Origin of the sequence: Lysinibacillus sphaericus, assembly GCF_000600105.1 — a bacterium.
GTDB classification, from domain to species: domain Bacteria; phylum Bacillota; class Bacilli; order Bacillales_A; family Planococcaceae; genus Lysinibacillus; species Lysinibacillus sphaericus.
Window position 1 is genome coordinate 4,522,543 of sequence record NZ_CP006837.1, and the last position, 13,457, is coordinate 4,535,999.

The window sequence follows — 13,457 nt, forward strand, 5'->3', positions numbered from 1 at the left end:
TACCAAAGATGCGGATAGCTGTCAACCGATTTATATAAATAAATTATTTTACTACTACGTTAGCAGCGTCAATTTTAACAGCTGGGCCCATTGTAGTTGTAACATTTACAGATTTCATGTAAGTACCTTTAGCTGCAGCAGGTTTTGCTTTTTGAACAACGTCAAATACAGTTAAGAAGTTTTCTACAAGTTTTTCTGTTGCGAAAGAAACTTTACCGATAGGAGCGTGGATAATACCAGCTTTGTCAGCGCGGTATTCTACTTTACCAGCTTTGATTTCTTCGATTGCTTTTGTTACGTCAAATGTAACTGTACCAGTTTTAGGGTTTGGCATTAAGCCTTTAGGTCCTAATACACGACCAAGTTTACCAACTTCACCCATCATGTCAGGAGTTGCTACGATTACATCGAAGTCAAACCAACCTTGTTGGATTTTTTGGATGTACTCTGCATCGCCTACATAGTCAGCGCCAGCAGCTTCTGCTTCTTTAAGTTTTTCACCTTTAGCGAATACTAATACGCGTTGAGTTTTACCAGTACCGTTTGGTAGCACTACTGCACCACGGATTTGTTGGTCGTTTTTACGAGTATCGATTCCTAAACGGAAAGCAACTTCTACAGTAGCGTCGAAGTTTACTGTGCTAGTTTTTTGAGCAAGTTCGATTGCTTCTTGTGCGCCGTATACGTTGTTACGGTCGATTAATTTCGCTGCATCTTGCAGTTTTTTACCTTTTTTAGCCATTATATATTTCCTCCTTGATTGTGGTTATAGCGGATTTTACCTCCCACGAATAAAGGTTGCGCGTTCACAAAGAAACTCCGCAACCTTCCAAAAAACAAAAACATCAAGTAAATGGGAATTAGTCTTCGATAACAATACCCATGCTTCGTGCAGTACCTTCAACCATTAACATAGCAGCTTCAACTGAAGCAGCGTTAAGGTCTGGCATTTTAGTTTCAGCGATTTCGCGAACTTTATCACGTTTAACCGTTGCAACTTTTTTACGGTTTGGTTCACCAGATCCAGATTGGATACCAGCTGCTACTTTAAGTAAAACTGCTGCAGGTGGAGTTTTCGTAATGAAAGTGAAAGAACGGTCCTCGAATACTGAAATTTCAACCGGAATAATAAGACCAGCTTGATCAGCAGTACGCGCATTGAACTCTTTACAGAATCCCATGATGTTCACACCTGCTTGACCTAATGCAGGACCAACCGGTGGAGCTGGGTTTGCTTTACCAGCAGGGATTTGAAGTTTAACAACTTTAATAACTTTTTTAGCCACGAGACACACCTCCTTAAGTCCGTGATGTGGTAATTGGGTTGCCCCTCCCACTCAATATCTGTCTGTCAGCTAAGTGCCGATAACATTAAAATTATCATTACAGACGTCAACCGAAGTTTGACAGTCTGACCTTTGAAATGATACCACTTTTAATTTTTTTAAGCAAGTAGTAATTAACAAAATTTGCGTTATACGCTCAATCATACACTAATTAGTTACTAGAATTTAAAGTTATAATTTTTGAATTTGCTCAAAATCCAGTTCCATAATCGTTTCGCGACCAAACATATCTACAGATACTTTCAGTTTTCCTTTTTCAGCGTCAATTTCTTCAACACGCCCTTGGAAGTGCGCAAACGGTCCTTCTAATACTTCAACCGCTTCACCAACTGTGATATCGATTTCAACAACTTTATCTGTCATACCCATTTGTTGTAATAGACGATCCGCTTCCTCTGGTAATAGCGGTGTTGGTTTTGCTCCACCACCTGATGAACCGATAAAGCCAGTTACTCCTGGTGTATTACGTACAACATACCAAGAATCATCTGTCATAATGAGTTCTACTAGGACATAACCAGGGAAAACTTTACGCATCATTGTGCGCTTTTTGCCGTCTTTCATTTCTGTTTCCTCATGCTCAGGCACGATAACACGGAAGATTTTATCTTGCATCCCCATTGTTTCAACACGTTTTTCTAGGTTTGCTTTTACACGGTTCTCATACCCTGAATACGTATGAACAACATACCAATTTTTCTCCATAACTGCTAGGACTACTCGTCCGTCCCTCCCTTACTAATAAAAGTGAAAATGATCGCGATATGCAATTTTGCATCCTTTATTCTTTTCACAAGCTTCTCAATAGAAAAACATAGCTTTCGCCATAGCAAGCGAAAGCCCGATGATAAATACCTAATTAGCATAGTCATCTATTGCTACCAGCATACTTTTACTAGTAGCACGCTTATCATAATGAGAACATTTTACTGCTCTTTACTTCATAAAACAAACGAAAAAACCCGTTATTGGAAAGGACGGGCTATTTTCAAAAGTATTAACATGCTCTTTTCTAATTATAAATCTAAGTACCAGCGGAATAATGATGAAATACCTAAGTCTACTAACACAAAAAATAAAGCCATAATTACTACAGTTGAAATTACAACGACTGTATATTTCGTCAGTTCTTTACTTTTTGGCCAGCTAGTTTTTCGCATTTCCGACATTACGTCGCTGAAAAAACTTTTAATCTTACCCATTCTAGCCTAACCTCCGAATCAATCATATCTGTCTATTTACAAAATATTTTATAGCGTTTGTTTATGCACTGTATGTTCATTGCAATGCGAGCAAAATTTCTTTAATTCGAGGCGTACAGTAGAATCTCCCTTAGCAGGAAATGTGTAATTTCTCGAACCGCATTTTTCACAATTTAGCACGACTTTCTTTGTCATGTAATCACCTTTTTTGGCACTTTGTCTTTTAAAGACTAACACCTAAAATTGTCAATGTCAACAAGGGTAAGTGACCTCTACGACATTTCCTCGAGCACTAAATGTCGCTCTAATTTCCGCTTTACTCGTTGCAAAGCATTGTCAATTGACTTCACATGGCGATTCAGTTTTGCAGAAATTTCATGATAGGATTGCCCATCTAGATAGAGAGCTAGCACTTGTAGCTCTAATTCACTTAAAATCTCACTCATTTTTTCTTCTAAATAACCAAACTCTTCTCTATGAATCATTAACTCTTCTGGATCATCCATAATCGCCCCTGTTAATACATCCATTAATGTACGATCAGATTCCTCATCAAAAATAGGCTTGTCTAACGAAACATAGGAATTCAGTGGAATGTGTTTTTGCCTTGTTGCTGTTTTAATTGCAGTAATAATTTGTCTTGTAATACATAACTCCGCAAAAGCTCGAAAAGAAGCTAGCTTGTCCCCTTTAAAATCACGGACAGCTTTATACAAGCCAATCATTCCTTCTTGTACTATGTCTTCTTTATCAGCACCAATTAAAAAATAGGATCTCGCCTTTGCTCTTACTAGCAAACGGTATTTTGTAATTAAAAAATCCAACGCATCTGTATTACCTTGATGCACCATTTCAATAAGCTCTTCATCATTGAATCGTTCAAAATCTTGTGTCACTTGTACAATACTATTTTTAAACATGGTATCACCTCAGCTGCAACAGATAATTAGGAACAGTATAACGGAATTGGAAAATATCAGTCAATCAATCATTTCAAACCACGGCGCCATTTTTCAAAAGCAAGTGCCACATCTGGCTTTAGCTCTATACGTGAAGGTGGCTTGCTATCCTGCTTACGTTTTACATCATGAGAAATTTTATGTTGAATAATGCTTAAATCAATTTCAAGCTCTCTTGCCGATTTGCGTAGTGCACCATTGCCAAAAATAACACTTTGTTCAGCCATATCGGAAGTCGCCACGTGAATTTGAATATGTCTTGCTTTTAGTTCTTGTGTCATCTTTTCAATGCGTTCATCTGCTGTTTCATTTTTCCTTGTATAAATAATCTCGACGCCATTTTCTATATAAGATTGCTCCACGCCCGGCACAAGATGGGCGTCAAAAACAACTATCACGCGCCACCCTATCGCCGCTTTATATTCTGCCATAAGCTCAATTAGACGCTTACGTGCATCTTCAAAGTTCGTGTCACGTAATGGACGTAGCTCTTTCCAAGCTCCGATCATATTATAGCCGTCAACAAGCAAAATGTTCTTCATCGTTAGTCATTCGCTTCTTGACGTTTGCGATACACTTCATACATTAAAAGCGCCGCAGCTACAGAAGCATTTAATGATGTGACATGCCCAACCATAGGCAGATGATATAAAAAGTCACATTTCTCTTTTAGTAGGCGCCCCATCCCTTTACCCTCACTACCAATAATAATAGCAAGCGGTAGAGTTGCATCCATTTTGCGATAATCCGCAGAGCCTTTTGCATCCGTACCAGCAATCCATACGCCCCGTTCTTTTAACTCATCGACTGTTTGGGCTAGGTTATTAACACGCACGACAGGTACATGCTCGATGGCGCCTGTTGACGCTTTCGCCACAACTGCTGTTAAGCTCACTGAGCGACGCTTTGGAATAATAATACCATGTACGCCAATTGCATCTGCAGTTCGCATAATAGAGCCTAAATTATGCGGGTCTTCTAACTCATCTAAAATTAAGAAAAACGGATCTTCTTGTTTGTTTTGTGCCGCTGCAAATAAATCGTCTAGTTCTGCATAGCTATATGCTGCTACAGATGCCACAATTCCTTGATGGTTAGCATCTGATAATTGATCGACCTTTTTTTTCGGTACAAACTGTACAATGATGCCTCGTTCGCGCGCTAAATCAAGCAGTTCATTGACCCCTGATTTTTTTACACCTTCTGCAATCCATACTTTATTCATATCGCGGCCTGAACGAAGTGCTTCTAACACTGGGTTTTTACCGGCAATAATTTCACCATTTTGTTCTGCCATTATTTTGACACTCCTTTTAATTCCTCGATTATTTGAATAGCGTATGCAATGATGGCATAAACGCGTTCTAATTCACCTAGTAAGTACAAGCTTCCAAGTACCGCTTCAAAGCCTGAACTATTGCGATAAGTTTGTACATCTGTATTTTTGGGAACAGAACCGGATTTGGCATTGCGTCCACGTCGGAACACTGCCAATTCCTGCTCTGTTAAAAAGTTTTCATCCATCATGCGATGTACAATTGTTGACTGTGCCTTTGCTGATACATAATGCGTTGCTTCTCTATGGAGTGTGTTCGGTTTTACGCGTCCGCTACGCAGTAAATACTCCCGTACCTTCTGTTCTAAAACCGCATCTCCCATATATGCAAGCGCTAATGCATTTAATTGCTTCACATCTTCATTTCGGAGTTTATCCAAGTTACTTACCCTCGTTTCCATCTTGTCCCTTGGCGTGTATCTTCTAAAATGATACCTTGCGCTTGTAAATGGTCACGAATTTCATCTGAACGGGCAAAGTCACGGTTTTTGCGCGCTTCTACGCGTTCTTGCAACAATGCTTCAATTTCTTCGTCCAGTAGTTCAGCTTCTTTAGCAAATTCAATACCTAAGACGTCACCTAATACCTCAAAAGTTTCAATAAAAGTTAATAACACTTTCTCATCCGTATTTGTTTCATTTAAGTAAATATTTGCAATACGCGCTAATTCAAATAATACTGAAATAGCATTCGCCGTATTGAAATCATCATCCATCGCTTCCTCAAACTGCGCCTTTTGTTGAGCAATTTGACGGAGCCATTCCTCTGAGCAATCGCCAAGACTTGCAGTTGCAGATAGGCGGTACTTAACATTGTTATATGCAGTACGAATACGCTCTAAACCTGTTGCTGCAGCATCTACTAAATCCTTTGCAAAGTTAATTGGGTGGCGATAGTGAACAGATAACATAAAGAATCGTAAAATTTGCGGGTCGATTTGTTTACGGATATCGTTCACGAGCACAAAATTACCAAGGGATTTTGACATTTTTTCATTATCGATATTAATATATCCATTATGCATCCAGTAACGCGCAAATGTTGTATCATTATGCGCTTCGGATTGCGCTATTTCATTTTCATGATGCGGGAATGTTAAATCTTGACCACCTGCATGTATATCAATTGTATCACCTAAATGCTCACGCGCCATCACAGAGCATTCAATATGCCATCCAGGACGGCCGTTGCCCCAAGGACTTTCCCAATAGATTTCGCCAGGCTTTGCTGCTTTCCATAATGCGAAATCTAATGCATCATCCTTTTTCTCGCCCGCTTCGATACGTGCACCAATTTTCAAATCATCTACCGATTGATGTGATAATTTTCCGTAACCATTGAATTTTCGAGTTCGGTAATAGACATCGCCCGCTGACTCATATGCATAACCTTTGTCGATTAACACTTTAATAAAGTCAATAATATCATCCATGTGATCCGTTACACGAGGATGGACATCTGCCTTTTTGCAACCTAATGCAGTTACATCTTCAAAATATGCGGCAATGAAACGATCTGTAAGTTCATGAACTTCCTCACCGAGCTCATTAGCTGCTTTAATAATCTTATCGTCGACATCCGTGAAATTAGAGACGAATTTCACATCGTAACCTTTATATTGGAAATAGCGTCGAACCGTATCATAAACAATGACAGGACGTGAATTCCCAATATGAATATAGTTATAAACCGTCGGACCGCAAACATACATTTTAACTTTTCCTTCTTCTAGCGGTACGAACGTTTCTTTTTGTCTTGTTAATGAGTTGAAAATTTGAATACTCATTGTTTTTCTCTCTCCTTTTGTAAGCGCCCGATTTCTTCTTGCAATGCTGCGATTTGCTTCTCGAAACCTTGGCAACGTTCCTCTACAGGGTCAGGAATATTTTGATGGTCTAGTTTTTTCTCTAAACGAACGCCATCTTTCATCACAACTTTACCAGGAATCCCTACTACCGTAGCGTTCGGTGGCACTTCTTTTAAAACGACTGAACCTGCGCCAATTTTACTATTCTCACCAATTGTAATAGAACCCAATACTTTGGCACCAGTGGCAACTAATACATTATCTTCTAATGTCGGATGGCGCTTTCCTTTTTCTTTCCCTGTACCACCTAGTGTAACACCTTGATAAAGGGTAACATTATCGCCTATTTCACACGTTTCCCCTATAACTACTCCCATCCCATGGTCGATAAAGAAGCGTCGACCAATTTTAGCACCAGGATGTATTTCAATTCCTGTAAAGAAACGACTAATTTGTGAAATTACACGTGCGATAAAATAAAAACGTCTTTTAAAAAACCAGTGTGCAATACGATGCGCCCATGTAGCATGCAAGCCTGAATATGTTAACACGACTTCCAGTACACTGCGCGCCGCTGGGTCATTCTCAAAAATAGTATCTACATCTTCCTTCATTCTTTTAAACATTAAAACTCCCCCTTTTCGTTACAATGTGTGTCATGACCTCAACCTTGCGACCTTAAATCCTACACCCCGCACAATGAATAGCCTTAAAACCTATTGTTATTAGTAATGATTGCCCTCTTACATCTAACACATGAATTTTTTTAAAAAATAAAAAGCGCCCCTATCATTCCCATAAAGGAATGACAGAGACGCTGAAATTTGCGCGGTTCCACTCTGATTGAAGGCAAAAGCCTTCCACTTTGGACGTCCTATAACGGGAACGAACCGATAGAGCCTACTAATGTTCAGCTCTATGCTCAAAGGTGCATTTCGGTTTTGCCTTGGCTCAGACCACTTTCAGCCGGTGATGGTCCTCTCTTTAGAGCATGCGCTACGTACTTCTCCTTATCAACGCTTTCACAATGTACATTCATTTTACATCGACAATATAAATTGTCAATAAAATTCTATTACTTCGCGTATTTTTCTACACGGTCAATTGTTTTCTCTTTACCAATTAAACAAATCGCATTTGGTAACTCTGGACCGTGTGTTTCACCAGTCGTCACAACACGGATTGGCATAAATAGATTTTTACCTTTATGACCTGTCTCTTTTTGTACAGCTTTGATAGCTGCTTTGACAGTTTCAGGTGTAAACTCTTCTAAATTTTCAAGTTGTGCTTTAAATGCAGCCATTACCTCTGGTACTTGCTCGCCAGCTAAAACGGCTTTTGCTTCTTCATCATATTCAATATGATCGTTAAAGAATAGGCTTGACAGTTCCACGATTTCAGCACCAAAGCTCATTTGTTCATGGTAAAGTGCGATTAAATCTGTTGCCCAAGCGCGCTCTTCTGCTGTTAACTCTTCTGGTAATAAGCCTGCTTTTTGTAAGTGCGGTAAAGATAATGCCACTACTTCTTCTAAAGATAATTTTTTGATGTATTGATTATTCATCCAAGTCAGCTTTTGCTTATCAAACATAGATGGTGATTTCGATAAACGCTTCTCATCAAAGATTTTAATAAATTCTTCTTTAGAGAAAATCTCTTCTTCACCTTCTGGAGACCAACCAAGTAAAGCAAAGAAATTGAACATCGCTTCTGGTAAGTAACCAAGGTCTTTATATTGCGTTACGAATTGGATAATGGATTCGTCTCGTTTTGATAGCTTTTTGCGATTTTCGTTGATGATTAATGTCATATGTCCAAAGCGAGGATACTCCCAGCCAAATGCATCGAAGATCATCATTTGTTTTGGTGTGTTTGATAAATGCTCTTCACCACGGAACACATGCGAGATTTCCATAAAGTGGTCATCTAATACTACTGCGTAATTGTAAGTTGGAATACCGTTTGCTTTCACAAGTACCCAGTCGCCCACATCTTTCGATTCGAACGCTACATGTCCACGTACTAAATCATCAAATTCATATGTTACGTTTTCAGGTACACGCATACGAATTGTATATTGTTCGCCAGCCGCTTCTTTAGCCGCTACTTCTTCCGCTGATAAATGACGGCAAGTTCCATCATAAGTAGGTGCTGCAACACCACGAGCTTTTTGTTCTTCACGAGATGCTTCTAATTTTTCTGATGAACAGAAACATTTATACGCTGTGCCTTGTTGTAATAACTTTTCAGCATGCTCTTTGTAAATATCTAAGCGTTCCATTTGACGATAAGGTGCATACGGCCCACCAATGTCGATGGATTCGTCATATTCGATACCTAACCATTTTAAGTTATCTAACTGAGACGCTTCTCCACCTTCTACATTACGCTCAATATCCGTATCTTCAATACGCACGATGAATTTACCGTTATGATGTTTTGCATATAAATAGTTGAATAACGCAGTACGTGCACCGCCAATATGTAAAAATCCAGTTGGTGATGGCGCGTAACGAACGCGAACTTCTTTCGTCATAATTAAATGCCTCCTAAATATTCGTCTGAAAATAATTCCGACCTTATTAACTTTGTTCATTTTACCACTGTAGTATAGGAAATTAAAGTAGCGCGTGTTTTTCAAGTGGACACGCGCCATTTTTTTATTTTTTAATCAGTAAAATTGTTGCCATTGAAGCAATGCCTTCTTCACGTCCTGTAAAGCCGAGTCGTTCAGTAGTTGTCGCTTTTACATTTACTTGTGATGCATCAGCGTTTAATAGAGTTGCAATACGATTTCTCATTTGTTCAATATAAGGCGCCATTTTCGGACGTTGCGCCATAATTGTGCAGTCAACATTGCCAAGCACATAGCCTTTGTCCTCAACGATTTTCCAAATATACTCTAGCAACTTTGCTGAATCAGCATCTTTCCATTCTGGGTCTGTATCTGGAAAATGTCGCCCAATATCCCCTTCTCCAATCGCCCCCAGCGCAGCATCAGTTACTGTGTGCAATAAGACATCCGCATCCGAATGCCCTACTAGACCCTTTTCATGCGGTATTGTAATACCACCAATAATTAATGGACGCCCTTCTTCAAATGCATGTACGTCAAAACCTTGTCCTACTCGAAACATACAATACTGCCGTTACAACAGTGACCATTGCAACAGCATTCACCTGCCTTTTTCATTTTCTATTTATAGACAGTTTAACATATTTCCTAGGAAATTGAGCTGTCCGTAACGACTATAGTCCACATATTATAGTTTGTTTACCATCGTATAAAAAAACCTCATCAGCTACTTCTGCTGATGAGATTTTAAAGCGATTATACATTATTCTCCAACGCTCGTTTACGTAAAATAGCTTCACCAAAAAGTAAATCTTCTTTTGTTGTCATCTTTACGTTTTCATAGTTGCTTTCAACAATGTGCACCTCATGACCAAGTCGCTCGACTAACATCGCCTCATCTGTTCCGAGGAAGCCCACTTTCTCAGCCACATCTTCCGCTTCTACTATCAAATCGAAGCGGAAGGCTTGAGGCGTTTGAATCATCCATAAGCTTTCACGGTCCACCGTTTCTTCAATGATGCCATTACGCACTTTTTTCATTGTGTCCTTTGCACGAACACCAGCGATTGCAGCACCAAAATTATTCGCACTTTGTACAAGGTTTGCAATAATATCGTGCGTAATAAATGGGCGGGCTGCATCATGCACTAAAACAATATCAACCTGCTCCATTTCTTTCATACAAGCATGCACTGAATGCTGTCGCTCTGCTCCACCATCAGGCAAGCCTTTGACCTTAGAGATTCCATAGTTTGCTAGCATCTTTTGAATAACAGCACGTTCTTCAGGTTTCACCGCAAGCCAAATGCCAGTACAGTTTTCATCTTGCTCAAATACCTCTAATGTGTGTATTAAAATCGGTTTCTCTAAAAGCTCTAAAAATAATTTATTTTGACCTGCTCCCATTCGCTTGCCGCTGCCTGCTGCCGGAAGCACTACTTCATACTGCACATTGTCCACTTCCTAATCGTCCTTTGGCTTAGCAAAAATCATTCGACCTGCAGATGTTTGTAGAACGCTCGTTACCGTTACAGTAATGGCCTGTCCGATAAAATTGCGGCCTCCTTCTACAACAATCATCGTGCCATCATCCAAATAAGCCACACCTTGGTTATGCTCTTTCCCATCTTTAATAACGACCACTTGCATATCTTCTCCAGGAATCACAACTGGTTTCACTGCATTTGCCAAATCATTAATGTTCAGTACTTTCACCTGATGTAATTCACATACTTTGTTCAAGTTGAAGTCATTCGTCACAATTTGTGTATCATTATCCATTTTCTTTGCAAGACGTACAAGTTTTAAATCCACTTCCTGCACATCTTCAAAATCTTCTTCGGTAATTTCTACTTTTGTCATACGTTCATCTTGCAGTTTCTTTAATATATCCAAACCACGGCGACCTCTTGTACGTTTTAATGTATCTGAGGAATCTGCAATATGCTGTAGCTCAGTTAATACAAACTGCGGTACAACCAAAACGCCTTCAATAAAACCTGTTTCCGAAATATCCGCTATACGCCCATCAATAATAACGCTGGTATCTAGCAATTTATAACTACCGCGATTTTCTGGTACGTCAATCCCTTCAGCAGCTTTTTTCTTTGCATTATTCCCACGTAAGGTGAATAACTGAAGTAACTCATCTCGCTTTTTAAAACCTACACGGAATCCCAAATATCCAAGTACAAAAGATAAGATAATTGGAATTACTTCTGAAATACCGCGAATTTGAACGCTATCAATCGCAAAGCCTAGGAAATAGGCTACGATAAGTCCTACAATTAACCCAAGCGTACCAAATAATAAATCTCCAACAGGCACTTTAAAAAGTACCTCTTCCATCCAGCTAATTAACCGAACAAAATAATCGGAAAAAGCAAATGATAATGTAAATAGTAAAAACGCACCTAAAGCAACTGATACGTAAGGATTATCAAGCCATGGATTAGATGATAAATGAAGCAATTCGTATAATGGCGGTAAGAAAACAAGGCCTAAAGCTCCTCCAATCAGTAAAAAAGCAATTTGAATAAATTTTTTCATACTGTCACCTCCAATTCTTATATTCGATTATACATATTTTACTGTAGAAAATCTTTTTTGAGCTCATCAAAACATTATTAAATTTCCTTCAGTTTATTGGACGTTATGGAAGGCTTAAGAGATGCCTAATTTCCACAATAATTGTTATCCAATTTCATGAAATTAATGATTGTTGCACCTATGAAGTAAAAATGCATGCTAGGATGTCGCCCAACATGCATTTATTTTAGTTGAAACCACTTCATCATCTAGCAACAGACGCCTAGCGTGACGCAACATGGTGACGCATTACTGCATGTCTTTAAAGCTCTCTAAAGCAGGCATTTAATGCATCTTTAATTGTTTCCACACCAACTATTTCAATACCTTGTGGGAAATCCCAACCGCCAATATTAGAAGCAGGGATAAATGCTCGCTTAAACCCTAGCTTTGCCGCCTCTAGCACACGTTGTTCAATTCGTGTGACACGACGAACCTCTCCTGTTAACCCTACTTCTCCAATAAAGCAATCTGTTCCCCGTACTGCCTGATCCTTAAAGCTAGACACAATACTCGTCAAGACAGCTAAGTCAATGGCAGGTTCATCTAGCTTTACTCCGCCAGCAACTTTAATATATGCATCTTGTGCCTGTAACATGAGGCCCATGCGCTTTTCAAGCACTGCCATAAGCAATTGCACACGGTTTTGGTCCACCCCTGTTGCCATCCGTTTCGGATAATTAAAGCTTGTAGGGGTTACAAGTGATTGGATTTCTACTAAAATTGGCCTTGTTCCCTCCATCGATGCCACGATTGTTGAACCTGCTGCACCTTGTGAACGTTCCTGTAAAAATAGCTCAGACGGATTCAAAACTTCCTTTAAGCCCCCCTGAAGCATTTCAAAGATAGCTATTTCATTTGTAGAGCCAAAGCGGTTTTTTTGGCTCCGTAAAATACGGTGGTTGTGATGTCGTTCTCCTTCGAAATACAGCACTGTATCTACCATATGCTCTAAAATACGCGGTCCCGCAATTTGCCCTTCCTTCGTCACATGTCCAACTAAGAAAATGGCAATGCCTTTTGTTTTCGCTATCCGCATTAGCTCCGCTGTACATTCACGTACTTGCGATACACTACCTGGCGCACTTGTCACCTCTGGATGGAACACCGTTTGGATAGAATCCACAATAACAAACTTTGGTTGTACATCGTCGATTGTTTGATTTAACAATTCTAAATTCGTCTCCGAATATATATACAGCTCTTGAGATACAACCCCTAAACGCTCTGCACGCAGTTTCGTTTGTCGAATGGATTCCTCACCAGAAATATAGAGCACACGATGACCTTTATTGGACAATAACGCAGACACCTGTAATAGCAATGTCGATTTTCCGATACCCGGATCACCCCCGATTAACACTAGAGATCCCGGAACAATTCCTCCGCCCAAGACACGATTGAGTTCACCCATTTCTGTAGCTACACGGGACTCCTCAGCCGCTTCTACTTGGATAATAGGTACAGCTTTTTGCGTGACGGTTGCAGAGTGTTGGAATGCTCCTCTAGGGCCTTTTGCTACAACCTCCACTTCCTCAACCATTTTATTCCATTCACCACATCCTGGACAACGTCCCATCCACTTTGCCGATTCATAGCCACAACCTGTACAGACAAATTTAATTTTTTTCTTCGCCATCATA

General features: G+C 39.7%; 16 protein-coding genes and 1 other annotated feature. All 16 genes read right to left on the bottom strand.

Annotated elements, in window-relative coordinates:
* Window positions 1-43: 43 nt before the first annotated feature.
* The 16 genes from rplA to radA all read right to left on the bottom strand — a co-directional run bounded on the left by rplA (window position 44) and on the right by radA (window position 13,453).
* The gene (gene rplA, locus T479_RS21980; RefSeq protein ID WP_024364384.1) at window positions 44-742 is read right to left on the bottom strand and encodes a 50S ribosomal protein L1; all 699 of its coding nucleotides are present in this window, start codon (window positions 740-742) and stop codon (window positions 44-46) included.
* 118 nt (window positions 743-860) lie between these two features.
* Window positions 861-1,286 carry a 50S ribosomal protein L11 gene (gene rplK, locus T479_RS21985; protein WP_004233593.1) on the bottom strand — a complete coding sequence of 142 codons (426 nt, stop codon included), beginning with the start codon at window positions 1,284-1,286 and terminating at the stop codon, window positions 861-863.
* A 231-nt stretch (window positions 1,287-1,517) separates the two neighbouring features.
* Window positions 1,518-2,051, bottom strand: a complete 534-nt coding sequence (nusG, locus tag T479_RS21990; RefSeq protein WP_024364385.1) for a transcription termination/antitermination protein NusG — start codon at window positions 2,049-2,051, stop codon at window positions 1,518-1,520.
* Window positions 2,052-2,362: 311 nt separating this feature from the next.
* A complete protein-coding gene (secE, locus tag T479_RS21995) occupies window positions 2,363-2,548 on the bottom strand; it encodes a preprotein translocase subunit SecE (protein ID WP_004233589.1) in 186 nt (61 codons plus the stop codon).
* 48 nt (window positions 2,549-2,596) lie between these two features.
* Entirely contained in the window at window positions 2,597-2,743 is a 147-nt protein-coding gene (gene rpmG / locus T479_RS23425) for a 50S ribosomal protein L33 (protein WP_080653390.1), read from the bottom strand.
* 77 nt (window positions 2,744-2,820) lie between these two features.
* On the bottom strand, window positions 2,821-3,468 hold the full coding sequence (gene sigH / locus T479_RS22000) for an RNA polymerase sporulation sigma factor SigH (RefSeq protein ID WP_024364386.1): 648 nt from the start codon (window positions 3,466-3,468) through the stop codon (window positions 2,821-2,823).
* Window positions 3,469-3,536: 68 nt separating this feature from the next.
* The gene (locus tag T479_RS22005) at window positions 3,537-4,049 is read right to left on the bottom strand and encodes an NYN domain-containing protein (protein WP_024364387.1); all 513 of its coding nucleotides are present in this window, start codon (window positions 4,047-4,049) and stop codon (window positions 3,537-3,539) included.
* 2 nt (window positions 4,050-4,051) lie between these two features.
* On the bottom strand, window positions 4,052-4,804 hold the full coding sequence (gene rlmB, locus T479_RS22010) for a 23S rRNA (guanosine(2251)-2'-O)-methyltransferase RlmB (RefSeq protein ID WP_024364388.1): 753 nt from the start codon (window positions 4,802-4,804) through the stop codon (window positions 4,052-4,054).
* On the bottom strand, window positions 4,804-5,223 hold the full coding sequence (locus T479_RS22015) for a Mini-ribonuclease 3 (protein ID WP_024364389.1): 420 nt from the start codon (window positions 5,221-5,223) through the stop codon (window positions 4,804-4,806). Before T479_RS22015 ends, rlmB begins: the two co-directional genes overlap by 1 nt.
* A 5-nt stretch (window positions 5,224-5,228) precedes the next feature.
* The gene (gene cysS, locus T479_RS22020) at window positions 5,229-6,629 is read right to left on the bottom strand and encodes a cysteine--tRNA ligase (protein ID WP_025220848.1); all 1,401 of its coding nucleotides are present in this window, start codon (window positions 6,627-6,629) and stop codon (window positions 5,229-5,231) included.
* Complete coding sequence (gene epsC / locus T479_RS22025) at window positions 6,626-7,276, bottom strand: serine O-acetyltransferase EpsC (protein WP_024364391.1); 651 nt, start codon at window positions 7,274-7,276, stop codon at window positions 6,626-6,628. Before epsC ends, cysS begins: the two co-directional genes overlap by 4 nt.
* A 181-nt stretch (window positions 7,277-7,457) precedes the next feature.
* Window positions 7,458-7,676: a binding site (T-box leader), on the bottom strand.
* 49 nt (window positions 7,677-7,725) lie between these two features.
* A complete protein-coding gene (gene gltX, locus T479_RS22030) occupies window positions 7,726-9,186 on the bottom strand; it encodes a glutamate--tRNA ligase (protein WP_025220849.1) in 1,461 nt (486 codons plus the stop codon).
* Window positions 9,187-9,310: 124 nt separating this feature from the next.
* Complete coding sequence (gene ispF, locus T479_RS22035) at window positions 9,311-9,787, bottom strand: 2-C-methyl-D-erythritol 2,4-cyclodiphosphate synthase (RefSeq protein ID WP_024364393.1); 477 nt, start codon at window positions 9,785-9,787, stop codon at window positions 9,311-9,313.
* A gap of 194 nt (window positions 9,788-9,981) precedes the next feature.
* Window positions 9,982-10,677, bottom strand: coding sequence for a 2-C-methyl-D-erythritol 4-phosphate cytidylyltransferase (gene ispD / locus T479_RS22040; RefSeq protein ID WP_025220850.1), 696 nt, complete (start codon window positions 10,675-10,677; stop codon window positions 9,982-9,984).
* A 12-nt stretch (window positions 10,678-10,689) separates the two neighbouring features.
* Window positions 10,690-11,775 (bottom strand): PIN/TRAM domain-containing protein, encoded by a 1,086-nt coding sequence (locus T479_RS22045; RefSeq protein ID WP_025220851.1) that lies wholly within the window; start codon window positions 11,773-11,775, stop codon window positions 10,690-10,692.
* Window positions 11,776-12,076: 301 nt separating this feature from the next.
* On the bottom strand, window positions 12,077-13,453 hold the full coding sequence (radA, locus tag T479_RS22050; RefSeq protein WP_025220852.1) for a DNA repair protein RadA: 1,377 nt from the start codon (window positions 13,451-13,453) through the stop codon (window positions 12,077-12,079).
* Window positions 13,454-13,457 lie beyond the last annotated feature (4 nt).

Bases quoted from the DNA above. Each gene is read 5' to 3' on its own strand.
- sigH (WP_024364386.1), bottom strand. From the start codon at position 3,468: ATGTTTAAAAATAGTATTGTACAAGTGACACAAGATTTTGAACGATTC.
- rlmB (WP_024364388.1), bottom strand. From the start codon at position 4,804: ATGGCAGAACAAAATGGTGAAATTATTGCCGGTAAAAACCCAGTGTTA.
- secE (WP_004233589.1), bottom strand. From the start codon at position 2,548: ATGGGTAAGATTAAAAGTTTTTTCAGCGACGTAATGTCGGAAATGCGA.
- T479_RS22045 (WP_025220851.1), bottom strand. From the start codon at position 11,775: ATGAAAAAATTTATTCAAATTGCTTTTTTACTGATTGGAGGAGCTTTA.
- epsC (WP_024364391.1), bottom strand. From the start codon at position 7,276: ATGTTTAAAAGAATGAAGGAAGATGTAGATACTATTTTTGAGAATGAC.
- gltX (WP_025220849.1), bottom strand. From the start codon at position 9,186: ATGACGAAAGAAGTTCGCGTTCGTTACGCGCCATCACCAACTGGATTT.
- cysS (WP_025220848.1), bottom strand. From the start codon at position 6,629: ATGAGTATTCAAATTTTCAACTCATTAACAAGACAAAAAGAAACGTTC.
- ispF (WP_024364393.1), bottom strand. From the start codon at position 9,787: ATGTTTCGAGTAGGACAAGGTTTTGACGTACATGCATTTGAAGAAGGG.
- rplA (WP_024364384.1), bottom strand. From the start codon at position 742: ATGGCTAAAAAAGGTAAAAAACTGCAAGATGCAGCGAAATTAATCGAC.
- rpmG (WP_080653390.1), bottom strand. From the start codon at position 2,743: ATGACAAAGAAAGTCGTGCTAAATTGTGAAAAATGCGGTTCGAGAAAT.
- radA (WP_025220852.1), bottom strand. From the start codon at position 13,453: ATGGCGAAGAAAAAAATTAAATTTGTCTGTACAGGTTGTGGCTATGAA.
- nusG (WP_024364385.1), bottom strand. From the start codon at position 2,051: ATGGAGAAAAATTGGTATGTTGTTCATACGTATTCAGGGTATGAGAAC.
- T479_RS22005 (WP_024364387.1), bottom strand. From the start codon at position 4,049: ATGAAGAACATTTTGCTTGTTGACGGCTATAATATGATCGGAGCTTGG.